This is a genomic window from Streptomyces sp. NPDC086989, assembly GCF_044745505.1.
Lineage (GTDB): Bacteria > Actinomycetota > Actinomycetes > Streptomycetales > Streptomycetaceae > Streptomyces.
In genome coordinates this window covers 37,851-60,151 of record NZ_JBIVAL010000017.1, presented here as the reverse complement: position 1 = coordinate 60,151, position 22,301 = coordinate 37,851, and the positions used below count along the sequence as shown (strand labels likewise).

Sequence of the window (22,301 nt, the reverse complement as noted above, 5' to 3'; positions counted from 1 at the left end):
CCCGGCGGCCGCGGCCTCGTTCCACACCATGTGGGACGAGCTGCGGCCCATCGGCCGCAACGCCGGGTCCGGCGGGTACCGCCGCTACGCGTGGACGGGTGCCGACGCCGACTGCCGGACCTGGTTCCAGGAGCAGGCCGAGGCCCGCGGCCTCGCCTACGAGACCGACCGCAACGGCAACCAGTGGGCCTGGCTCGGCGACCCCCTCGCCGGTGACGCCGTCGTCACCGGCTCCCACCTGGACTCCGTGCCCGACGGGGGCGCCTTCGACGGCCCCCTCGGCGTGGTGTCCTCCTTCGCGGCCCTGGACGAACTCCGCAGGAGGGGCGCGGAGTTCTCCAGGCCGCTGGCCATCACCAACTTCGGTGACGAGGAGGGAGCCCGGTTCGGCCTCGCCTGCGTCGGCTCCCGGCTCGCCGCCGGGCAGCTGACCAAGGAGAAGGCGTTCGAGCTGCGCGACGCCGACGGGATCAGCCTGCCCCAGGCCATGGAGGCCGCCGGGTACGACCCCCAGGCCATCGGCGCCGACCCGGAGCGCCTCGCCCGCATCGGCGCCTTCGTCGAGCTGCACGTCGAGCAGGGCCGGGCCCTGGACCTGTCCGGGGACTCCGTCGGCATCGCGTCCGCCATCTGGCCGCACGGTCGCTGGCGGTTCGACTTCCGGGGCGAGGCCAACCACGCCGGCACCACCCGCCTGGTGGACCGGCGCGACCCGATGCTCACGTACGCGGCGACCGTCCTGGCCGCCCGCAGCGAGGCGGCCCTCGCCGGGGCCGTCGCGACCTTCGGCAAGATCGCCGTCGAGCCGAACGGCGTCAACGCCATCCCCTCGCTCGTGCGCGGCTGGCTCGACTCCCGCGCCGCCGACCAGGCCACCCTCGACACGGTCGTCACGGCCGTCGAGAAGGCCGCCCGCGAGCGCGCCGACCAGGACGGCGTCGACCTGGCCGTCGTCCGGGAGTCCTTCACCCCGGTCGTCGAGTTCGAGCACGCCCTGCGCGACGAGATGAACCGGATCCTCGGCGGGGCCGTCCCCGTGCTGGGCACCGGGGCGGGACACGACGCCGGAATCCTCTCCGCCGCCGTCCCGACCGCCATGCTGTTCGTACGGAACCCCACCGGCGTCTCCCACTCCCCGAGGGAGTTCGCCCCCGAGGACGACTGCGTGGCCGGTGTGCTCGCCCTCGCCGACGTACTGGAAGGCCTGGCATGCCGCTGACGACGTACTGGCTGGAGCACGCCTGGCTCGGCGCCCACGTCGAGCCCGGCGTCACCCTCGAGGTGTCCGCCGACGGGCGGATCGGCTCCCTGCGCACCGGGGCCGGGGCCCCGCCGCCGGGGGCCGAGGTGCTGCGCGGGCTGACCGTCCCGGGCCTGGCCAACGCCCACAGCCACGCCTTCCACCGGGCCCTGCGCTCGGTGGTCCAGGTCGGCTCGGGCACCTTCTGGACCTGGCGCGAGGTCATGTACCGGGTCGCCCAGAACCTCACCCCCGACACGTACTTCGCGCTCGCCCGCGCGGTGTACGCGGAGATGGCCCTGGCCGGCATCACCAACGTCGGCGAGTTCCACTACGTCCACCACGCCCCCGGCGGCGCCCCGTACGCCGACCCCAACGCCATGGGCGAGGCACTGATCGAGGCGGCCGCCGCGGCCGGCATCCGGATCACCCTCCTCGACACGGCGTACCTCTCGTCCGGCTTCGGCGCGGCCCCGGACCCGCACCAGCTGCGGTTCTCCGACGGGACGGCCGAGGCCTGGGCGGAGCGCGTCTCGGCCCTCAAGCCCCGCGAGCACGCCCTGATCGGGGCGGCGATCCACTCCGTGCGCGCCGTACCGGCCGGCCAGCTGGGCACCGTCGCCCGCTGGGCCGAGGAGCGGCAGGCCCCCCTGCACGTCCACCTGTCCGAGCAGACCGCCGAGAACGACGCCTGCCAGGCCGCCCACGGCCGCACCCCGACCCGGCTCCTGGCCGACCACGGGGTGCTCGGCCCGCGCACCACCGGCGTCCACAACACGCACCTGACGGACGAGGACATCGCCCTGCTCGGAGGCACCGCCACCGGCACCTGCATGTGCCCCACCACCGAGCGGGACCTCGCCGACGGCATCGGCCCGGCCGCACGGCTCCAGCGCGCGGGCAGCCCGCTGTCCCTCGGCAGCGACAGCCACGCCGTGATCGACCTGCTGGAGGAGGCCCGGGCGATGGAGCTCAACGAGCGGCTGGCCAGCCGCACCCGGGGCCACTGGACGGCGAACGCGCTGCTCACCGCGGCCACCGACGGCGGCCACGCCGCCCTCGGGCTGCCCGACGCGGGCCGCCTGGAGGTGGGCGCGCTCGCGGACTTCACGACCATCGCGCTGGACACCGTCCGCACGGCGGGGCCGCTGCCGCGGCTCGGCGCCGAGACGGCCGTCTTCGCGGCCTCGGCCGCCGACGTCCGCCACACGGTGGTGGCCGGCCGCCACGTGGTCCGCGACGGCGCCCACACCCTGGTCGGGGACGTCGCCACGGCCCTGGCCGAAGCCATCGCCGCCGTCCGCGGCTAAGGGCTGTCCCGTCATCCCCGGCGGGCGCGCGGCGTCGGCTACGGCACCTCGCTGCGTTGTCGGGACGCCCGGATACGCCCAGTATGCGGACGTCCCTCCGCCGTGCGACGCACCGCGTCCGACGCCGCGCGCTGATCCACCAGGGATCACGGGACAGCCCTTGGCTTGACCGTTCCCCTGCCCGCCCTTCCTCCGTTCCCCGGTACGGGCCGGGGTGGACCCCCGGTTCCGGGAAGGGGCGGGGAGGGGAAACGCACACGCTCTGAGAGGAACCCATGACGTCGACCACCGTCATCAAGAACATCGGCAGCCTCGTCACCAACGACCCCGCGCTCGGCGACGGCACCCCCCTCGGCCTGATCGAGAACGCCGCCCTCGTCATCGACGGCGACGAGATCGCGTGGGTCGGCGAGGCCGCCGCGGCCCCCGCCGCCGACGCCGCGTTCGACGCGAAGGGCCGCGCCGTCATCCCCGGCTTCGTCGACTCCCACTCCCACCTCGTCTTCGCCGGTGACCGCACCGCCGAGTTCAACGCCCGGATGTCCGGCCGCAGCTACTCCGCGGGCGGTATCCGCACCACCGTCGCCGCCACCCGCGCCGCCTCCGACGCCGAGCTGGAGGCCAACCTGCTGCGCCACCTCGACGAGGCCCGCCGCCAGGGCACCACGACCTTCGAGACCAAGTCCGGCTACGGCCTCACCGTCGAGGACGAGGCCCGCGCCCTGCGCATCGCCGCCGCGCACACCGAGGAGGTCACCTACCTCGGCGCGCACATCGTCTCCCCCGACTACGCCGAGGACCCGGCGGGCTACGTCGACCTCGTCACCGGCGAGATGCTGGCGGCCTGCGCCCCGTACGCCCGCTGGGTGGACGTGTTCTGCGAGAAGGGCGCCTTCGACGGAGACCAGGCCCGCGCCGTCCTCACCGCCGGCGCCGCCGCCGGGCTGATCCCGCGCGTCCACGCCAACCAGCTGTCCTACGGTCCCGGCGTACAGCTCGCCGTGGAGCTGGGGGCCGCCTCCGCCGACCACTGCACCCACCTCACCGACGCCGATGTCGACGCCCTCGCGCAGGCCGCCGGCACCACCGTCGCCACCCTGCTGCCCGGCGCCGAGTTCTCCACCCGCGCCCAGTGGCCCGACGCCCGCCGCCTGATCGACGCGGGCGCCACCGTCGCGTTGTCCACCGACTGCAACCCCGGCTCCTCGTACACGAGTTCCATGCCGTTCTGCATCGCCCTCGCCGTGCGGGACATGCGGATGACCCCGGACGAGGCGCTCTGGTCGGCCACCGCCGGCGGGGCCCGCGCCCTGCGCCGCACCGACGTGGGCGTCGTGACCCCCGGAGCCCGCGCCGACCTGGCTCTCCTGGAGGCGCCGAGCCATGTCCACCTGGCTTACCGGCCCGGCGTGCCGCTCGTCTCCGCGGTGTGGCAGCGGGGCGTCCGCGCCGCCTGAACCACCCCCCGATCGCGAAGCGACAGGCCCGGATCCGGGCGGCCCGCAGGCCGTGGATCCGGGCCTGTCCCGTGTCTTCCCTCCTCAGGGCCCCCGGCGTACCTTGAGCCACCAATCTGATATGTCGTCAGTAACTTGTGGCCCGAGGGGAAGACGAAGGTGACCGACCGCAAACGCTCCACCGCGCTCGCGCTGGCCTCCGCGCTGGCCGGAACGGCGGTCCTGCTGGCCGCCCCCGCGGCCCACGCCGACGTCGTCGACGTCGCGTACGACTGCAAGACCCCCATCGGGGACAAGTCGGCGGTCTCACCGATCGACATCAAGGCGGTCAGGGAGGGCGACGGCTACAAGCTGACGATGTCCTTCCAGAAGGGCGTCTCGTCCAGCCCCGTGGAACTCGGCAAGGGCGCGATGAGCCCGAGCGCCGTCATCCTGGCCGACGGCGCAGAGAAGGCGTCCGTGCCGGTCTCCGGAGCCGCCAACCCCGAGGCCGTGCCCGCCAACACCCCCATCAAGATCACCGACCTCTCGGGCACCTACACCCCCGGGAAGAGCGGCAAGGTCACCTTCACCGCGGGCGTCCTCACCATCAAGGCACTGGGGACCGTCACCACCTGCACCCCGGGCAACAGCCCCAAGCCCTCCCTGGAACTCGACGTGAGCGCCGCCGCGTCCGGCGGCTCCTCGCAGGACACCCTCCCGCAGACCGGACCCACCGACTCCGCCCTCGCCCTCGGCACCCTCGGCGCCACCGTGCTGCTCACCGGCGCCGCCGGCGTGCTCTGGCTGACCCGGCGCGGCCGGCGGGCCCGGTCCTGAACGGAGCACCCCCGGCCATGCCCGTGCTCCACACCTCCGCTGCCCTGGGGCGCCTGTGCTCCGCGCTGCTCGCCGCGTTCCTGCTGTCCGCGTCCACGGCGGTCCCGGTGGCCACCGCGGATACGCGGACCGCCGCGGACGCGCGGACCGCCGCGGACGCGCGGACCGCCGCCGACGAGAGCGGCTGGACCGCCGAGCCCGCCCCCGGCGCCGGAGGCGCGCCGGCCCGCCCGTACTTCTACCTCGCGGGCCCCGCCGGCACCGTCCTGGAGGACCGGCTGGCCCTGACGAACACCTCCGACCGGGAGCGCACCGTCACCCTGCGCGGAGCCGACGCCTACAACACCGCCGACGGCGCCCTCGCCGTGCGCCCCGCCGCGGCGAGCGGCGCCGGCTCCTGGATCAGCTTCGGGGCCGCCGCCACCGTGAAGGTCCCGCCCCGCACCCGCGCCGTCGTCCCCTTCACCGTCACCCTGCCGCCCTCCGCCCTCCCCGGCGAACACCCGTCCGCCGTGGTCGCCACCGCGGACGGCCAGGAGGCGGGCGTACGGGTCCACCTGAGCGTCGGCGGGCCGACGCTGGCCGCCCTCACGGTCGAGGACGTCTCCGTACGCGGCAAGGGCGCCTCCGCGGTGGTCGCGTACACCCTGGTCAACCGGGGCAACGTGACGCTCGCCCCCGAACTGGCGCTGCGCGCCGAAGGGCTCCTCGGCGAGGTCCCGGGCCGGACCGCCCACGCCCTGCCCGTGGAACTGCTGCCCGGCCGGCGGGTGTCGCTGACCGAGCCCTGGCCCGGTGCCCCGGTCCTCGACGACGTCGCCCTCACCCTCACGGTCACCGCCCCCGGCGCGGCACCGGCCACCGCCACCGCCTCGGCGCGGTTCGTGCCCTGGGGGATCGCGGGCCGCACCGGCGCCGGGCTGCTCGGCCTCGGCGCGGTCGCCCTGGCCGCGCTGCTCCTCGTACGCGGCCGGCGGGCCCGCAGCGGCCCCCCGGCGGACGGGGAACCCGTACCCGCGGGGAACCGGGCACCGGAACACGAGCTGACGGGAGCATCCAGGTGAGCGCCAAGGCCGGCGGCAAGGTCGGGTCCCTCGTCGCGGCCGCACTGGCGGTGTGCGCCCTCGCCCTGTTCCCGGCCCCGGCGGCCGCGGCCCCGGGCGCCGAGGGCGAGCCCGCGGTGGCGCTCTCGCTCCAGGAGGCCGCGAAGGGCGCCGAGATCACCGTCACCGGCACCGGCTGGCGCGCCAGGACCCTGGTGATGCTGCTGGTCTGCGGACAGAACATGATCGGCGGCACCAACAGCTGCGCCAACGCCGACGGGGCCGCGGTCTCGGTCGGCGACGACGGGCGGTTCACGGCCCGGCTGGCCGTGGCGGCACCGCCCAAGCCCTGTCCCTGCGTGGTCGACGTCACCTCCGTCAACGGGGACCAGTCCACCGTCGCCGTTCCCCTGAAGATCACCGACCACCCGGTGGCCGAGCTGCCGGCCGAGTCCGGCACCGCGCGTCTGGCCATGCTCACCGGAGCCCGGCTCGAAGGCGAGGACGGGGTGCTGACCTGGTTCGGCGCCCCGCCCGGCCGGACGTTCGCGGTCACCGTCGGCAACCTCGGCTCGGTCCCGGTCAAGGACCCCGTCTTCCAGCTGGGGACCGCCCACGGGGTGTTCGCGCCGCTGTGGGACGAGGTCCGCTGGAAGGGCACGATCCCGCCGGGCGGCAAGGCGGAGGTCCGGCTGAACGTCAGCCTGGCGGCGGGGGCCCACGGGGACTACACCGTCTCCCTCAAGTACGGCGACACGGTGGTGGCCACGCAGCCCTGGGGCGTCGACCGCCCCTACGGGGTGCTGCTGTTCTGGGGCCTGCTGCTGGTGGTGGTCCCGGCAGCCGTCTTCCGCATCGGCATGGCCGTCGTCGACAAGGTCCGCCCGCCCGCGGCGCCGGGCGGGGGCCGTCACCGGGGTGCCGGGGCTCCGGAGCCCGGCGGCCCCTCCGGAACGGCGGCCGGGCCGGACTCATCCCGTGCCACCACGGCGATCCTGCCGTGGTTCACCCCGGACAGCGCGCCGGGGCCGGCGTCCCCACACGTACCACAGGCGTCCGCACCGTCTGAGAACAGTCCGACGACGAAGGGGCATTTGTGAAGACCCAACGGAGGGTGAGCGCGGCCGTGATCGCGCTGCTGCTCGGCGGCGCCGGTGTCGCCATCGGGGCCGCTCCGGCCCAGGCGGCCGAGACCAAGTTCAACGTCAAGTGCGTGCCGCCGGCGGGCGGCGGTGACCCGGTGGAGGGCGAGACCACCGCCAAGGTCGGCGCTCCGGCCTCGGCGAAGGTCGGTGACGAGGTGGAGGTGTCCTGGGAGACCGTGAAGCCGGCCTCGAACAACACCGACCTGATGGACATCCCGCAGGACTCGGTCCAGCCCACCGGCTGGATCACGGTGGGCGGCGGGGGCGGCGAACTGAAGGTGGTCGGGGAGAAGAAGAACCCGCCGATCCCGAAGAAGGCCCCCATGCAGATGTCCACGATGAAGGGGAAGCTGAAGCTCACCAAGGCGGGCAAGATCACGCTGACCCCCGGCAAGTACGACGTCGCGGTGACCTTCTCCTTCGGCACGTTCGTCACCAAGTGCGCCCCGACGGGCGCCGTGGGCGTCGGGGCCACCATCGACGTGGCGGAGGGCACCAGCGGCGGCGCGACGACGGGCGGGGCCACGACCGGCGGGGCCACGACCGGCGGCGCCACGACCGGTGGCTCGACGACCGGTGGCGCCACGACCGGTGGCTCGACGACCGGTGGCGCGACGAGCGGCGGGTCCACCGGCGGAGGTTCCTCCAGCGGCGGCGGCGGGGGCCAGACGGATTTCCCCGGCAAGCCCGTCGAGGTCGCCTTCGACTGCGGCCCGGTGGTCCCCGGCGGCATCAAGACCCCGGTGACGATCAACGCCAGGAAGAACGGCGGCAGCTACGACCTGACCGTCAAGACCGCCAAGGGTGCGATGGCCAGCCCGATGGCCCTGCCCGCGGGGGCCCTCAAACCCTCCATGAACGTCAAGCTCGGCGGCGCCGACAGCGGTGTGGTCAAGGTCTCCGGCCCGGCCAACGCCGAGCCGATCCCGGACAAGGCGCCGGTCAGCCTCAGCGACATGACGGGCACCTACAAGCCCGGCAAGACCGGCAAGGTCACGCTGAGCCCGGACCAGCTGACGATCGACGTCACGATGGCCCCGGGGTCCACGCCGATCAACGTGCCCTGCAAGGCGGCCAGCAGCGGCGTCTCGCTGGAGCTCGACACCACCGGCCAGGAGGGCGGCTCCGGCTCGCCGGCCACCACCGGCTCCACCACCGGCTCCGCCACCGCCTCGGGCGGCCTGGCCGAGACGGGCGCCGAGGACGGGGGCGGCATCAGGGCCCTGGCCCTGGTCGCCGGCACGGTGATCCTGCTCGGCGGCGCGGTCTTCACCTTCACCCCGTGGCGCCGCCTGCGCGGCACCCGGTAGCCCGTACGAAAGCGGCGGCCCGGCACACCAGGAGGTGTGCCGGGCCGCCGTGCGCGTGCGCGGGTGCGTAAGTGCATCAGTGCACGTCGCCCATCAGCACCTGGACCTTCTTGCGGTACGCGTAGACCGCGAGGCCGGCCACGACCGCGGCGGCGGCCTGGAAGCCGATCACCCAGGTGCCGTTCAGGTCGACACCGCCGATGGACAGGAGGCTGGTGATGCAGTCACCGGCGGTGACCGCCAGGAACCAGACACCCATCATCTGGGAGGCGTACTTCTGCGGCGCCATCTTCGTGGTGACCGAGAGGCCGACCGGGGAGACGCACAGCTCACCGATGGTCTGGATCATGTAGATCGAGACGAGCCACATCGGGGAGACCTTGGTGTCGCCCGTCGCCATGGCCATCGGGACGATGAAGACGAAGAACGAGGCACCGATCAGGACCAGGCCCATCGCGAACTTCACGATGGTGTTCGGCTCCTGGTTCTTACGGGCCAGCCACAGCCACAACCAGGCGAAGACCGGCGCCAGCGCCATCACGAACAGCGGGTTCAGCGACTGGTACCAGGTGGCCGAGAAGTCGAAGCCGAACATGGTGCCGGCGGTCTTGTCGTCCGCGAACAGGGACAGCGTGGAGCCACCCTGGTCGTAGATCATCCAGAACACGGCGGCCGCGATGAAGAAGAAGATGTACGCGGTCATCTTCGACTGCTCGGCGCCCGACAGGTCCTTGTCGCGCTTGATGCGGGCCAGGACGGCGATCGGGATGAACAGACCGGCCAGCGTCAGCGGGACCAGGGCCCAGTTCAGCGTGTAGGCACCGAGGGCGACCACGGCGCCGTAGAAGACGGCGACACCCAGGACCGCGAAGACGAGCTTCGTGAGGACGGCCTTGCGCTCCTGCGCGGACAGCGGGTTCGGGACCACGCTGCTCTTCGGGCTCAGGTGCTTGGTGCCGAGCAGGAACTGGGTCAGACCCAGGCCCATGCCGAGGGCGGCGAGGGCGAAGCCCAGGTGCCAGTTGTGCTCCTTGCCGACCGTGCCGACGACGAGCGGGGCGACGAAGGCACCGAGGTTGATGCCGACGTAGAAGAGGGTGAAGCCACCGTCACGGCGCGGGTCCTCCGGGCCGTCGTACAGGTGGCCGACCATCGTGGAGATGTTGGCCTTCAGCAGACCGGAGCCCGCCGCGACCAGGATCAGACCGACGAAGAACATCGCCTGGCCGGGAAGGGCCAGCGACAGGTGACCGGCCATGATCACGAAACCGGCGATGGCGACCGTCTTGCGGGCGCCCCAGACACGGTCACCGAACCAGCCGCCCGGCATGGCCATCAGGTAGACCATGGAGACGTACACGGAGTAGATGGCCGTGGTCGTGGCCGCGGTCATGGCCAGACCGCCACCCTGGCTGCCCGTCGCGGCGTCGGCGCCGCCCGAGACCAGGTAGTACACCAGGAGTGCACGCATGCCGTAGTAGGAGAAGCGCTCCCACATCTCGGTCATGAACAGAGTGGCCAGGCCACGGGGGTGTCCGAAGAAGGTCTTCTCGGCGGACGGATCCGCCGATGCCCTCGTCAGGCTGGAAGCCATGGTCGATCCTTGCTTGCTCGGGACGCTTCGCTTCGTGAGCGGAACAGCGCCCGGGTGGGGGGTGGCCGGCACCGGCGACGGTGTCCCACCCCACGCCCAGGGGTCTGCCCCCGTCCGGCGAGGAGGGGGGCAGGGGACATTCGTAACCGGGATCCACGCCCCGACGCGCAGCTTCGCGCGCGGGGGCCCGGCCCACAGGTCATTCACTGTCACCGGATGCGATGAGGCGAGTCGTCAAGACCCCCTGATCGATCCGGACAGAATCGAGACCTTCGGCTCGCTTTTCGGCGCAAAGGTCTCAGAGGTAGTGCATCAGGCGTCTCGCCACCATACGACACGACAGTGCGGCATATGAAAGGACTTGAGAGATGGATCACAGGCGCGCCGGGAACCGTTTCTCCACATTCGAAGGCCGCCCTCCCGTCATAAGACCAGATCGGCAGGGGTGTGCGGGCGCGCCCCTGCTTTGACCCGCCGCGGACTACCATCACCCACATGACGCGTGTACTGCTCGCCGAGGACGACGCATCCATCTCGGAGCCCCTGGCCCGCGCCCTGCGCCGGGAAGGGTACGAGGTCGAGGTCCGCGAGGACGGCCCCACCGCCCTGGACGCAGGCCTCCAGGGCGGCGTCGACCTCGTCGTCCTGGACCTGGGCCTGCCGGGCATGGACGGACTCGAAGTCGCCCGCCGGCTGCGCGCCGAGGGCCACGGCTTCCCCATCCTCGTGCTCACCGCGCGGGCGGACGAGGTCGACACGGTCGTCGGCCTGGACGCCGGCGCCGACGACTACGTGACCAAGCCCTTCCGCCTCGCCGAGCTGCTGGCCCGGGTCCGGGCCCTGCTCCGGCGCGGCGCGGGCGACGCCACCCAGGCCCCCGCCACCCACGGCGTGCGCATCGACGTCGAATCGCACCGGGCCTGGATGGGCGAGGAAGAGCTCCAGCTCACGGCCAAGGAGTTCGACCTGCTGCGGGTCCTGGTCCGCGACGCCGGCCGGGTCGTCACCCGCGACCAGCTGATGCGCGAGGTCTGGGACACCACCTGGTGGTCCTCCACCAAGACCCTCGACATGCACATCTCCTGGCTGCGCAAGAAGCTCGGCGACGACGCCGCGAACCCGCGCTACATCGCCACCGTCCGCGGGGTCGGCTTCCGCTTCGAGAAGAGCTGAGCGACCTCCCGGACCATGCGCCGCCGCCTGATCAACTCCACGCTCGCCGTGGTGCTCGTCGTGATCGCCGTCTTCGGGATCTCCCTGGTGATCGTCGAGACCCGGACGATCACCAGCAGTGCCCAGGACCGCATCGAGTCCGAGGCGCTGCGCCTGGTGGGCATCGTCGAGTCGAGCGTCCTGGAACGCAAGCCCATCGACGCCCAGGCCCTCGCCGAGCAGCTGGACGTGGGCGGCTACGCCCGGATCACCGTCCCGGGACAGCCGCCCGTGGAGGTCGGCGACCGGATCCCCGACAGCGTCATCCGCGGCACCGCCAAGGGGGAGCAGGGCGAGACCGTCGTCGTCGAGCAGTCCCGCTCCACGGTGACCCGGGAGGTCGGGCGGACCCTGGCCGTGGTCGGGGCGGTGGCGCTGCTCGCCGTCGTGGCGGCCGTCCTGCTCGCCGTACGGCAGGCCAACCGGCTGGCCTCCCCGCTCACCGACCTGGCCGAGACGGCCGAGCGGCTGGGCTCCGGCGACCCGCGCCCCCGGCACAAGCGGTACGGGGTCCCCGAGCTGGACCGGGTCGCGGACGTGCTGGACTCCAGCGCGGAGCGGATCGCCCGGATGCTGACCGCCGAGCGGCGCCTGGCCGCGGACGCCTCCCACCAGCTGCGCACCCCCCTCACGGCCCTGTCGATGCGGCTGGAGGAGATCACGGTCACCGATGACCTGGAGACCGTGCGGGAGGAGGCGAGCATCGCCCTGACCCAGGTGGAGCGGCTCACGGACGTGGTCGAGCGGCTGCTGACGAACTCGCGGGACCCGCGGACGGGCTCGGCGGTCCCCTTCGACCTGGACGAGGTCGTCAAACAGCAGGTCGAGGAGTGGCGGCCGGCCTACCGCAGCGCGGGCCGGGCCATCGTGCGCTCCGGGAAGACGGGCGTGCGGGCCGTCGGCACCCCGGGCGCGGTCTCGCAGGTGCTGGCGACCCTCGTGGAGAACGCGCTGATGCACGGGGGCGGCACGGTCGCGCTGCGTACCCGGGTGATCGGCAACCAGGCCGTGCTGGAAGTCACGGACGAGGGGCCGGGGGTCCCGCCGGACCTCGGCAACCGGATCTTCGAGCGGACGATCAGCGGCCGCAATTCCACCGGGATCGGCCTGGCCGTGGCCCGGGACCTCGCGGAGGCCGACGGGGGCCGCCTGGAGCTGCTGCAGACGCAGCCCGCGGTGTTCGCGCTCTTCCTGAGCCGGACGGCGCCGGAGCGGCCGGAGCCGGAGCAGACGGTCCGCTGAGGGCCGTCCCGTCATCCCCGGCGGGCCCGCGACGCCGGCTACGGCACCTCGCTGCGCTGACCCCCGGCGGGGCTCACTTGCGGGCGGGCTCGGGGGCGCGGGCGGCGTCCTGGCCGGTGCGCTGCTCGACGACCAGCGAGGCGGCCGCGGGGACGGGGAGCGCCTTGAAGACCCACGTCCGGTAGGACCAGAAGCGGAAGACGGTGGCGACGCCGATTCCGATGAACTTGAGCACATTGCTCGCGAGCGGGCCGTCCCAGCCGAACCCGTAGGTGGCCGTGTAGAGCACCCCGTTCTCGATGACCAGGCCGATCACGCTGAACACGGCGAACAGGGTCAGCTCGCGGGTGCGGCCGGACTGGGCGCGGTCCCGGTAGGCGAAGTAGCGGAAGCCGAGGTAGTTCGTCGCGATGGCGACGACGGTGGCTATGACGCTCGCCCGGACGACCTGGAGGTCGGTCGTGTGCCTGATCAGGTTGAAGACACCGAGGTTGACCAGCACGCCGAGTCCGCCGACGGCCCCGAACTTCGCGACCTCCCGCATGAGACCGCGGGCGCGTTCGAGGGTGGATCCGTTCTGGGACGTACTCATGTGATGGTTCACTCCTGTCGTTTTCCGCCCCTGCAGCAAGGCGTGGTCGTCCCCGTCATGCTAAGTGTCGCCCGGTTGGTCCGTCTGCGCCTTCGCGCGGCGTGCGACGCAGCGCACAGGGCGGGGGGCGACGGGGTGTTTCGCCGGGTTCGCGCCAGGCCACGTCCGGATGGCGGAATACCGGCGGATACTCTGGAGGGGTGACGTTCCCGGTAGTCGGCATGGTCGGCGGCGGACAGCTCGCCCGCATGACCCACGAGGCGGGCATCCCCCTCGGCATCAGATTCAAGCTCCTCAGTGACACCCCACAGGACTCGGCGGCCCAGGTCGTGAGCGATGTCGTCATCGGCGACTATCGCGACCTGGAGACCCTGCGCGCCTTCGCGCGCGGCTGTGACGTGATCACTTTCGACCACGAGCACGTGCCCATCGAGCACCTGCGGGCCCTGGAAGCGGACGGCGTCGCCGTCCGCCCGGGGCCCGACGCGTTGATGCACGCCGCCGACAAGGGGGTGATGCGCGCGAAGCTCGACGCGATCGGTGCCCCGAGTCCCCGCCACCGGATCGTGAGCGATCCGGCGGACGCCGCGGCCTTCGCGGACGAGGTGGGCGGCTTCCCGATCATCCTCAAGACCGTGCGCGGCGGCTACGACGGCAAGGGCGTGTGGTTCGTCCGGACCACCGAGGACGCCCAGGCCCCGTTCAAGGCGGGCGTGCCGGTCCTGGCGGAGGAGAAGGTCGATTTCGTCCGCGAGCTGGCGGCCAACATCGTCCGCTCGCCGCACGGCCAGGCCGTGGCCTACCCCGTCGTCGAGTCCATCCAGGTCGACGGCGTGTGCGACACGGTGATCGCCCCCGCCCCGAACCTGTCCGAGGAGCTGGCGGGCCAGGCCCAGGCCCTGGCCCTGCGCATCGCCAAGGAACTCGGCGTGACCGGCCACCTGGCCGTGGAGCTGTTCGAGACCGCCGACGGCCGGATCCTCGTCAACGAACTGGCGATGCGCCCGCACAACAGCGGCCACTGGACCCAGGACGGCGCGATCACGTCCCAGTTCGCCAACCACGTCCGCGCGGTCCTGGACCTCCCCCTGGGCGACCCGCGCCCCCGGGCCCGCTGGACGGTCATGGCCAACGTGCTCGGCGGGGACTACCCCGACATGTACGCGGCGTACCTGCACTGCATGGCGCACGACCCCCAGCTCAAGATCCACATGTACGGCAAGGACGTGAAACACGGCCGCAAGGTCGGCCACGTCAACACCTACGGCGACGACCTGGACGATGTGCTGGAACGCGCACGCCACGCAGCCGGCTACCTCAGGGGAACGATCACCGCATGAGCACCTCCACCGCTGGGCCCGTCATCGGCATCGTCATGGGGTCGGACTCCGACTGGCCCGTCATGGAGGCCGCAGCCCAGGCCCTGGACGAGTTCGAGATCCGCTACGAGGTCGACGTGGTGTCCGCGCACCGGATGCCGCGCGAGATGGTCGCGTACGGGGAGCAGGCCGCCGAGCGCGGCCTCAAGGCGATCATCGCCGGGGCCGGCGGCGCCGCCCACCTGCCCGGCATGCTCGCCTCGGTGACCCCGCTGCCGGTCATCGGCGTCCCGGTGCCGCTGAAGTACCTCGACGGCATGGACTCCCTGATGTCGATCGTCCAGATGCCCGCCGGGGTTCCCGTCGCCACCGTCTCCGTCGCCGGAGCGCGCAACGCCGGACTGCTGGCCGTACGGATCCTGGCCGCCCACGACCCCGAGCTGCTCGGCCGGATGAAGGACTTCCAGCAGGAGCTCAACGACCAGGCCACCGAGAAGGGCAAGCGGCTGCGGGCGAAGGTCGCGGGCGCGGAGTCCTTCGGATTCGGCAAGTGAGCGCCGCGCAGCGCCTGGGCGAGGCGCGGGAGCTGCTCGCCGAGCACCCGGTCGTCGACGGGCACAACGACCTGCCGTGGGCGCTGCGCGAGCAGGTCCGCTACGACCTGGCGCAGCGCGACATCGCGGGCGACCAGAGCGGCCGGCTGCACACCGACATCCCCCGGCTGCGCGCCGGCGGGGTCGGCGCGCAGTTCTGGTCGGTGTACGTCCGCTCCGACTACGCGGGCGACACGGCGGTCAGCGCCACCCTGGAGCAGATCGACGCCGTCGCCCAGCTGATCGACCGTTATCCGGCGGACCTGGTGCGGGCGCTGACGGCGGACGACATGGAGGCGGCCCGCGCCGACGGCAAGATCGCCTCGCTGATGGGGGCCGAGGGCGGCCACTCCATCAACAACTCGCTCGCCACGCTGCGCGCCCTGCACCGGCTGGGCGTGCGCTACATGACGCTCACGCACAACGACACGATCGACTGGGCGGACTCGGCGACCGACGAGCCCCGGCACGGCGGTCTGAGCGACTTCGGCCGCGAGGTCGTCCGCGAGATGAACCGCATCGGGATGCTCGTGGACCTCTCGCACGTCGCCGCGACGACGATGCGGGACGCGCTCGCCGTCTCGGCCGCCCCGGTGATCTTCTCGCACTCGTCCTCGCTGGCGGTCTGCGACCACCCGCGCAACGTCCCGGACGACGTCCTGGCGCAGCTGCCCGCCAACGGCGGCGTCGCGATGGCCACGTTCGTACCGAAGTTCATCCTCCCGGCGGCGGTGGAGTGGACCCGGGCCGCTGACGCGAACCTGCGCGCGCACGGCTTCCACCACCTCGACACCACGCCCGAGGCGATGGCCCTGCACCGGGCCTTCGAGGCCGAGCGCCCGCGCCCGGTGGCCACGGCCGCCACGGTCGCCGACCACCTGGACCACATGCGCGAGGTGGCCGGCGTCGACCACATCGGCATCGGCGGCGACTACGACGGCACGGCCTTCACCCCGGCCGGGCTGGACGACGTCGCGGGCTATCCGAACCTGATCGCGGAGCTGCTCTCGCGCGGCTGGTCGCGGGCCGACCTGGCCAAGCTGACCTGGTCCAACGCGGTACGGGCGCTGCGCGACGCGGAGGCGGTGGCGCGCGAGCTGTCGGCGTCCCGCGGCCCCTCCAACGCGGTGCTGTAGCCGCAGCGGCCCTTTCCGGCGGCGGGGCGGCGGGGCGGCGGGGGCGCCGCCCCGCGGGTTACACCCGAACGCCACATCCGCCGGGCGACCGGGCCGGACGGCGTGTCACGGTGGCAGCAGCTCTCCCTGCTGCCGCCGAGACCGGAGCCGAACGCCATGGCCGACCTGCAGGATGAACCGCACGCCGCCTTCCCCGCGCCCACGGCGCCCACCGCCCACACCGCGGGCACCGCGGCCCCCGGCGCCGGGGCCCCCGTGGCCCCCGGCGCCGCCGCCCCCCTTGCGCCCGGCGCCGCCCGAGCCGAGGACGGGCCCGCCGCGGTGGCGGGCAGCGCCCTGGAGCGGGCCGTCGCGCTGCTGTCCGTGCATCCCGTCGCCGACGGGCACAACACCCTCGTCCGGACCCTGCGCCGGAGTCCGTACCACGACATCGACACCCCGGACGGCGGTGTCGACACCGACATCCCGCGGCTGCGCGCCGGCGGGGTCGGCGCCCAGTTCTGGTCGCTGCTGCCGCCGGAGGCGGCCCCCGGCACCGACCAGGTGGTGTCCGACGCCCTCGAACAGATCGACGTGGCACGGGACCTGATGCACAGGTACCCGGACGGCCTGTCCCTCGCGCTGACCGCGGACGACATGGCCGATGCCCGCAACCGGGGCCGGATCGCCTCGTTCCTGGGCCCCGTGTCCGGCCGCACGCTGACCGATTCGCTGGGTGCGCTGCGCGCGTTCCACACGCTGGGGGTCCGCATGCTCGCGCCCGCGGGGGCGGCCTGGGCCGGGGACGAGCTGACGCCGTTCGGGTACGAGGTGGTCAGGGAGATGAACCGGCTGGCGATGCTGGTGGACCTGACCGGATGCACGCCGGAGGTGGCCTGCCAGCTCGCCGGGGCCTCCAAGGCGCCGGTGATCGTCTCGCACACCGCGGCCGCGGCGCTGAACCCGCACCCGGGGAACGTGACCGATGACGTGCTGCTGGCCCTGCGGGCCTCGAACGGGCTGGCGATGGTCACCTTCGACGCCGAGCAGACCGGGGACTCGCTGCACGCGGTCGCCGACCACGTGGAGCACGTACGCACCGTCGCGGGTCCGCACTGCGTCGGCCTCGGCGCCACCTTCGGCACCGAGCCGGGCGTCCCCCGGCCGACGGGGCTGACCGATCCCTCGGGCTATCCGCGGCTGGTCGCGGAGCTGCTGGAGCGCGGCTGGTCGGAGACCGACCTGGCCATGCTGACCTGGGAGAACGCCCAGCGGGTGCTGCGCGACGCGGAATTCACGGCCCGCGCCGCCCAGCACCGCAGACCGGCGTAGCCCGCAGCCCGCCGCCCGTAACCCCTAGCCCCTAGCCCGCAGCCCCGCGCGGGGCCGCGGTTCAGGCCCGGGGGCGGCCCATCGCCCGGTACGTCCAGCCGGCCGCGCGCCAGCGGTCGGTGTCGAGGGCGTTGCGGCCGTCCAGGATCAGGCGGTCGGTGACGACCGCGCCCAGCTCCACCGGGTCGAGGTCGCGGAACTCGCGCCATTCGGTGAGGTGCAGGACGACCTCCGCGCCGCGGGCCGCCTCCAGGGCCGAGTCCGCGTAGCCGAGGGTCGGGAAGACGCGCCGGGCGTTGTCCATGCCCTTCGGGTCGTAGACGGTGACCTGGCCGCCCTGGAGGTGGATCTGTCCGGCCACGTTCAGGGCGGGGGAGTCGCGGACGTCGTCGGAGTCCGGCTTGAAGGTGGCGCCGAGCACCGCGACCCGCTTGCCGAGGAAGGAGCCGCCGACGGCGTCGCGCGCGAGCTCGACCATGTGCCCGCGCCGGCGCATGTTGATGGAGTCGACCTCGCGCAGGAAGGTCAGCGCCTGGTCCGCACCCAGCTCGCCGGCGCGCGCCATGAACGCCCGGATGTCCTTGGGCAGGCAGCCGCCGCCGAAGCCGATCCCGGCCCGCAGGAACTTCGCGCCGATCCGCTCGTCGTGGCCGATGGCCTCGGCCAGCTTGACCACGTCGCCGCCGGCCGCTTCGCAGACCTCCGCCATCGCGTTGATGAAGGAGATCTTCGTGGCGAGGAAGGAGTTGGCGGCGGTCTTGACGAGCTCGGCCGTCGGGAAGTCGGTCACCACCAGCGGGGTGCCCTCCGACAGCGGTGTCGCGTACACCTCGCGCAGCAGCTTCTCGCCGCGGTCGCCCTGGAGGCCGATCACGATGCGGTCGGGGTGCAGGGTGTCCTGGACGGCGAAGCCCTCGCGCAGGAACTCCGGGTTCCACGCCAGCTCCACGTCGGCGCCGGCCGGGGAGAGGTCCGCCAGCTTCGCGGCGAGGCGGTCCGCCGAGCCCACGGGCACGGTGGACTTGCCGACGACCAGGACCGGCCGGGTCAGGTGCGGGGCCAGTGACTCCACCGCGGAGTCGACGTACGACATGTCGCACGCGTACTCGCCGTGCTTCTGCGGGGTGTTCACACAGACGAAGTGGACGTCGCCGAACTCGCCGACCTCCTCCCAGGACTGCGTGAAGCGCAGCCGCCCGGTGGAGCCCGGCAGGCCCGCGACGTGCGCGGCGAGGAGTTCCTCCAGCCCGGGCTCGTACATCGGCACCCGGCCCGCGGCCAGCATCTCGATCTTCTCCGGCACCACGTCCAGCCCGAGCACCTCGAAGCCCAGCTCCGCCATCGCCGCGGCGTGGGTGGCGCCGAGATAGCCGGTGCCGATCACAGTGATCCTGAGGGGGGCCATGGGTGCTCCAGAGGTGCGGGGCCGTTTGCGGCCACTGAGCATAGTCGGGCCGGTCAGGGGGGACGTTCCCCAGGAGACGCCGCTGTCACGCAGCTCACGTGGTCCGTACATATCGCTGGCGGGACGCCGGACACTAAGATTTGGGTTACTTAACGGTAGTTAGCATCACGCAGCGCGCATCACGCACCGCACGCGCACCACACTTGGGGAGTGAGAGTCTTGGCGGGTTCTGCCGACTTCGACCTGTACCGCCCGGCCGAGGAGCACGACATGCTCCGCGAGTCCGTCCGCTCGCTCGCCGAGGCGAAGATCCTGCCGTTCGCCGCCGCGGTCGACGAGGAGGCGCGCTTCCCGCAGGAGGCCCACGACGCGCTCGTCGCCAACGACCTGCACGCCGTCCACGTCCCGGAGACCTACGGCGGCGCCGGCGCCGACGCCCTCGCCACCGTGATCGTGATCGAGGAGGTGGCCCGCGTCTGCGCCTCCTCCTCCCTGATCCCGGCCGTGAACAAGCTCGGCTCGCTCCCGGTGATCCTCTCGGGCTCCGAGGACCTGAAGAAGAAGTACCTCGGCCCGCTGGCCAAGGGCGACGGCATGTTCTCCTACTGCCTCTCCGAGCCGGACGCGGGCTCCGACGCCGCCGGCATGAAGACCCGCGCCGTGCGCGACGGGGACTTCTGGGTCCTCAACGGCGTCAAGCGCTGGATCACCAACGCGGGCGTCTCCGAGTACTACACGGTCATGGCGGTCACCGACCCCGAGAAGCGCTCCAAGGGCATCTCGGCCTTCGTCGTCGAGAAGGGCGACGAGGGCGTCTCCTTCGGCGCGCCCGAGAAGAAGCTCGGCATCAAGGGCTCCCCGACCCGCGAGGTCTACCTCGACAACGTGCGGATCCCCGCCGACCGCATGATCGGCGCCGAGGGCACCGGCTTCGCCACCGCGATGAAGACCCTCGACCACACCCGCATCACGATCGCCGCACAGGCGCTCGGCATCGCGCAGGGCGCTCTGGACTACGCCAAGGGCTACGTCCAGGAGCGCAAGCAGTTCGGCAAGCCCATCGGCGACTTCCAGGGCGTGCAGTTCATGCTCGCGGACATGGCCATGAAGGTCTCGGCCGCCCGCGCCCTGACCTACCAGGCGGCCGCCGCCTCCGAGCGCGGTGACGCCGACCTGACCTACCTCGGCGCCGCGGCCAAGTGCTTCGCCTCCGACATCGCGATGGAGGTCACCACGGACGCCGTCCAGCTGCTCGGCGGCTACGGCTACACCCGTGACTACCCGGTCGAGCGCATGATGCGCGACGCGAAGATCACGCAGATCTACGAGGGCACCAACCAGGTCCAGCGCATCGTCATGGCGCGCAACCTGCCGTAGCGCGCCCTCCGCAGCCCAAATCGACGCAGGGGCCCGGCCGATGGCCGGGCCCCTGCGTCACCGGCCGTGCAGCGGAGCTGTCGGTCGGCCGGACCGCTTCCTGCAGCCTGCATCACGATTCGCCTGCTGCGGTCTGGCACGTCCCCCCGATGGGCTAACTTTAAACCTTCGTACGCCCGAACCCGTTGGGGAGAAAAACAATGACGGAAGCGATCCTGCTCGTCGGTGGGCAGGGGACGCGTCTGCGCCCCGTGACGGTCAACACCCCCAAGCCGATGGTTCCCGCGGCGGGTGTCCCGTTCCTCGCTCATCAGATAGCCAGGGCCGCCGCCGCCGGTGTCACCCACATCGTGATGGCCACCTGCTACCTCGCGGAGGTCTTCGAGCCGTACTTCGGCGACGGGTCCGCCTTCGGCGTCACCCTCGAGTACGTCGTCGAGGACGAGCCCCTCGGCACCGGCGGAGCCATCCGCAACGCCGCGCAGCGCCTGACCGGCGGCCCGGACTCCCCCGTGCTCGTCTTCAACGGCGACATCCTCACCGGCCTGGACATCGCGGGCCTCGTCGACTCGCACCAGGCGGCCGGCGCCGACGTCTCCCTGCACCTCGTGCAGGTCGAGGACCCGCGCGCCTTCGGCCTGGTCCCCACGGACTCCGAGGGGCGGGTGCTGGCCTTCACCGAGAAGCCGCAGACCCCCGAAGAGATCATCACCGACCAGATCAACGCCGGCTGCTACGTCTTCCGCCGCAGCGTGATCGACTCCATCCCGGCCGGCCGCCCCGTCTCCGTCGAGCGCGAGACCTTCCCCGGCCTGCTCGCCTCCGGCGCCAGGCTGCACGGCGTCACCGAGAACACGTACTGGCTGGACCTCGGCAAGCCCGAGTCCTTCGTCCAGGCCTCCGCCGACCTCGTACGGGGCGTCGTCGCCTCCCCGGCCGTTCCCGGCCCGCGGGGCGAAGCCCTGGTGCTCCCCGGCGCAGTGGTCGCCGACGGGGCCGAGCTGTCGGGCGGTACCGTGGTCGGGGCCGGTGCCCGGATCGAGGCGGGTGCCGTCGTGCGCGGCTCCATCGTGCTGGACGGCGCGACCGTCGGCCCGGACGCGGACGTGACCGCCAGCCTGATCGGTGCCGGCGCCTCCATCGGCCCGCGTACCATGCTGGACAGCGCGGTCATCGGGGACGGCGCGCTGGTAGGTGCTGACAACGAACTTCGCGCTGGAGCGCGGGTGTGGTGCGAGGCGGAGCTGCCTTCTGCCGCACTGCGTTTTTCCTCGGACCGGTGACCCCGTGGTCGAAGGCACGCGCGTATCGACCGACTTCAGTGAGGCATAACCCTGTGATAGGCGAGCAGAAGACCCCCCGCGAGAGCGACACGGCATCCGCCCGGCTTCCCGAGGCGTGGGCCAACACCCCGCTGTACGTGGTGATGCCCACGTACAACGAGGCGGGCAATCTGCCGGGCATGGCCGAACTCCTGATGGGCCTCGACCTCCCGGGGCTGCGGCTCCTGGTCGTCGACGACTCGTCGCCCGACGGCACCGGCAAGATCGCGGAGGACCTCGCGAAGGGCTACCTCACGCAGGACGGCGCCCCGCGCATGTCGGTCCTGCACCGGACGACGAAGGACGGCCTCGGCCGCGCCTACGCCGCCGGCATGGCCCAGGCCGTGGAGGAGGGCGCGCAGTACGTCCTGCAGATGGACGCCGACGGCTCCCACCCGGCATCCAAGATCGTCGAGATGCTGGGCGTGGCCCGCTCCACCGGCGCCGGCCTCGTCGTCGGCAGCCGCTACGTCCCGGGCGGCACCCTCTCCGACGCCTGGGGCGCGCACCGCAAGCTGCTCTCCCGCTGGGCCAACGCCTACGCGAGCACCATCCTGGGCACCCGCGTCCGTGACATCACCGGTGGCTTCAACCTGTGGAGCGCCGAGGCGCTGCGGGCGATCGACCTGGCGTCGGTCGGCAGTGCGGGCTACAGCTTCCAGGTGGAGATGAAGTTCAAGGCGCTGCGCCGCGACTTCCAGGTGATGGAGGTCCCGATCCACTTCGAGGACCGCACCGTCGGCGAGTCGAAGATGAACCTCGCGGTCCAGCTGGAGTCCATCGCCATGCCGTGGAAGCTCCGCGCCCGCGCCGGCAAGCGCTGACCACCCCGCGCGATCCCCGCGTGAAAAACGCAATCCCCGCGTGAAAGGGG

At 72.7% G+C, this 22,301-nt stretch carries 19 protein-coding genes; 16 read left to right on the top strand and 3 right to left on the bottom strand.

Annotation, left to right across the window (positions count from 1 at the left end):
* Positions 1-28: 28 nt before the first annotated feature.
* The 7 genes from ACIPK4_RS32690 to ACIPK4_RS32660 all read left to right on the top strand — a co-directional run bounded on the left by ACIPK4_RS32690 (position 29) and on the right by ACIPK4_RS32660 (position 8,324).
* Positions 29-1,219, top strand: a complete 1,191-nt coding sequence (locus tag ACIPK4_RS32690) for an allantoate amidohydrolase (RefSeq protein WP_054222369.1) — start codon at positions 29-31, stop codon at positions 1,217-1,219.
* Entirely contained in the window at positions 1,210-2,550 is a 1,341-nt protein-coding gene (locus ACIPK4_RS32685) for a formimidoylglutamate deiminase (RefSeq protein WP_402319503.1), read from the top strand. The genes ACIPK4_RS32690 and ACIPK4_RS32685 overlap by 10 nt, the downstream gene beginning before the upstream one ends.
* Positions 2,551-2,825: 275 nt before the next feature.
* Positions 2,826-4,007 (top strand): imidazolonepropionase, encoded by a 1,182-nt coding sequence (gene hutI / locus ACIPK4_RS32680; RefSeq protein ID WP_054222320.1) that lies wholly within the window; start codon positions 2,826-2,828, stop codon positions 4,005-4,007.
* Between the two features lie 159 nt (positions 4,008-4,166).
* A complete protein-coding gene (locus ACIPK4_RS32675) occupies positions 4,167-4,826 on the top strand; it encodes an LPXTG cell wall anchor domain-containing protein (RefSeq protein WP_402319500.1) in 660 nt (219 codons plus the stop codon).
* Between the two features lie 17 nt (positions 4,827-4,843).
* Positions 4,844-5,890 carry a hypothetical protein gene (locus ACIPK4_RS32670; RefSeq protein ID WP_402319497.1) on the top strand — a complete coding sequence of 349 codons (1,047 nt, stop codon included), beginning with the start codon at positions 4,844-4,846 and terminating at the stop codon, positions 5,888-5,890.
* Positions 5,887-6,969 carry a neocarzinostatin apoprotein domain-containing protein gene (locus ACIPK4_RS32665; protein WP_402319494.1) on the top strand — a complete coding sequence of 361 codons (1,083 nt, stop codon included), beginning with the start codon at positions 5,887-5,889 and terminating at the stop codon, positions 6,967-6,969. The genes ACIPK4_RS32670 and ACIPK4_RS32665 overlap by 4 nt, the downstream gene beginning before the upstream one ends.
* A gap of 14 nt (positions 6,970-6,983) precedes the next feature.
* Complete coding sequence (locus ACIPK4_RS32660; RefSeq protein WP_402319491.1) at positions 6,984-8,324, top strand: hypothetical protein; 1,341 nt, start codon at positions 6,984-6,986, stop codon at positions 8,322-8,324.
* A gap of 76 nt (positions 8,325-8,400) precedes the next feature.
* Here the strand turns inward: ACIPK4_RS32660 and ACIPK4_RS32655 are convergent, their stop codons facing one another.
* On the bottom strand, positions 8,401-9,918 hold the full coding sequence (locus ACIPK4_RS32655; protein ID WP_054222324.1) for a peptide MFS transporter: 1,518 nt from the start codon (positions 9,916-9,918) through the stop codon (positions 8,401-8,403).
* A 495-nt stretch (positions 9,919-10,413) separates the two neighbouring features.
* On the opposite strand from ACIPK4_RS32655, the gene ACIPK4_RS32650 reads away from it, so the two are divergent.
* Both ACIPK4_RS32650 and ACIPK4_RS32645 read left to right on the top strand, forming a co-directional pair.
* On the top strand, positions 10,414-11,091 hold the full coding sequence (locus ACIPK4_RS32650; RefSeq protein WP_048479095.1) for a response regulator transcription factor: 678 nt from the start codon (positions 10,414-10,416) through the stop codon (positions 11,089-11,091).
* A 15-nt stretch (positions 11,092-11,106) separates the two neighbouring features.
* A complete protein-coding gene (locus ACIPK4_RS32645) occupies positions 11,107-12,372 on the top strand; it encodes an ATP-binding protein (protein ID WP_376203967.1) in 1,266 nt (421 codons plus the stop codon).
* A gap of 73 nt (positions 12,373-12,445) precedes the next feature.
* Here ACIPK4_RS32645 and ACIPK4_RS32640 read toward each other — a convergent pair whose 3' ends face one another.
* Positions 12,446-12,964, bottom strand: a complete 519-nt coding sequence (locus ACIPK4_RS32640; RefSeq protein ID WP_054222326.1) for a GtrA family protein — start codon at positions 12,962-12,964, stop codon at positions 12,446-12,448.
* 200 nt (positions 12,965-13,164) lie between these two features.
* Between ACIPK4_RS32640 and ACIPK4_RS32635 the strand changes: the two genes are divergently transcribed.
* The 4 genes from ACIPK4_RS32635 (at position 13,165) to ACIPK4_RS32620 (ending at position 17,323) form a co-directional block, all read left to right on the top strand.
* Complete coding sequence (locus tag ACIPK4_RS32635; RefSeq protein WP_402319485.1) at positions 13,165-14,304, top strand: 5-(carboxyamino)imidazole ribonucleotide synthase; 1,140 nt, start codon at positions 13,165-13,167, stop codon at positions 14,302-14,304.
* Positions 14,301-14,837, top strand: a complete 537-nt coding sequence (gene purE / locus ACIPK4_RS32630) for a 5-(carboxyamino)imidazole ribonucleotide mutase (protein ID WP_054222328.1) — start codon at positions 14,301-14,303, stop codon at positions 14,835-14,837. Before ACIPK4_RS32635 ends, purE begins: the two co-directional genes overlap by 4 nt.
* Entirely contained in the window at positions 14,834-16,012 is a 1,179-nt protein-coding gene (locus ACIPK4_RS32625; protein WP_402319482.1) for a dipeptidase, read from the top strand. The genes purE and ACIPK4_RS32625 overlap by 4 nt, the downstream gene beginning before the upstream one ends.
* Positions 16,013-16,168: 156 nt before the next feature.
* A complete protein-coding gene (locus ACIPK4_RS32620; protein ID WP_402319479.1) occupies positions 16,169-17,323 on the top strand; it encodes a membrane dipeptidase in 1,155 nt (384 codons plus the stop codon).
* Positions 17,324-17,384: 61 nt separating this feature from the next.
* Here ACIPK4_RS32620 and ACIPK4_RS32615 read toward each other — a convergent pair whose 3' ends face one another.
* The gene (locus ACIPK4_RS32615; protein WP_054222330.1) at positions 17,385-18,728 is read right to left on the bottom strand and encodes a UDP-glucose/GDP-mannose dehydrogenase family protein; all 1,344 of its coding nucleotides are present in this window, start codon (positions 18,726-18,728) and stop codon (positions 17,385-17,387) included.
* 219 nt (positions 18,729-18,947) lie between these two features.
* Between ACIPK4_RS32615 and ACIPK4_RS32610 the strand changes: the two genes are divergently transcribed.
* The 3 genes from ACIPK4_RS32610 (at position 18,948) to ACIPK4_RS32600 (ending at position 22,251) form a co-directional block, all read left to right on the top strand.
* Positions 18,948-20,105, top strand: a complete 1,158-nt coding sequence (locus tag ACIPK4_RS32610; protein WP_054222331.1) for an acyl-CoA dehydrogenase family protein — start codon at positions 18,948-18,950, stop codon at positions 20,103-20,105.
* 200 nt (positions 20,106-20,305) lie between these two features.
* Positions 20,306-21,388 (top strand): NDP-sugar synthase, encoded by a 1,083-nt coding sequence (locus tag ACIPK4_RS32605; RefSeq protein ID WP_054222332.1) that lies wholly within the window; start codon positions 20,306-20,308, stop codon positions 21,386-21,388.
* Between the two features lie 53 nt (positions 21,389-21,441).
* Positions 21,442-22,251 carry a polyprenol monophosphomannose synthase gene (locus ACIPK4_RS32600; RefSeq protein ID WP_402319474.1) on the top strand — a complete coding sequence of 270 codons (810 nt, stop codon included), beginning with the start codon at positions 21,442-21,444 and terminating at the stop codon, positions 22,249-22,251.
* Positions 22,252-22,301 lie beyond the last annotated feature (50 nt).

Excerpts from the sequence above, each read along its gene's own strand:
- ACIPK4_RS32605 (WP_054222332.1), top strand. The coding sequence starts at position 20,306 with ATGACGGAAGCGATCCTGCTCGTCGGTGGGCAGGGGACGCGTCTGCGC.
- ACIPK4_RS32670 (WP_402319497.1), top strand. The coding sequence starts at position 4,844 with ATGCCCGTGCTCCACACCTCCGCTGCCCTGGGGCGCCTGTGCTCCGCG.
- purE (WP_054222328.1), top strand. The coding sequence starts at position 14,301 with ATGAGCACCTCCACCGCTGGGCCCGTCATCGGCATCGTCATGGGGTCG.
- ACIPK4_RS32640 (WP_054222326.1), bottom strand. The coding sequence starts at position 12,964 with ATGAGTACGTCCCAGAACGGATCCACCCTCGAACGCGCCCGCGGTCTC.
- ACIPK4_RS32685 (WP_402319503.1), top strand. The coding sequence starts at position 1,210 with ATGCCGCTGACGACGTACTGGCTGGAGCACGCCTGGCTCGGCGCCCAC.
- ACIPK4_RS32615 (WP_054222330.1), bottom strand. The coding sequence starts at position 18,728 with ATGGCCCCCCTCAGGATCACTGTGATCGGCACCGGCTATCTCGGCGCC.
- ACIPK4_RS32655 (WP_054222324.1), bottom strand. The coding sequence starts at position 9,918 with ATGGCTTCCAGCCTGACGAGGGCATCGGCGGATCCGTCCGCCGAGAAG.
- ACIPK4_RS32620 (WP_402319479.1), top strand. The coding sequence starts at position 16,169 with ATGGCCGACCTGCAGGATGAACCGCACGCCGCCTTCCCCGCGCCCACG.
- hutI (WP_054222320.1), top strand. The coding sequence starts at position 2,826 with ATGACGTCGACCACCGTCATCAAGAACATCGGCAGCCTCGTCACCAAC.
- ACIPK4_RS32645 (WP_376203967.1), top strand. The coding sequence starts at position 11,107 with ATGCGCCGCCGCCTGATCAACTCCACGCTCGCCGTGGTGCTCGTCGTG.
- ACIPK4_RS32650 (WP_048479095.1), top strand. The coding sequence starts at position 10,414 with ATGACGCGTGTACTGCTCGCCGAGGACGACGCATCCATCTCGGAGCCC.
- ACIPK4_RS32690 (WP_054222369.1), top strand. The coding sequence starts at position 29 with ATGTGGGACGAGCTGCGGCCCATCGGCCGCAACGCCGGGTCCGGCGGG.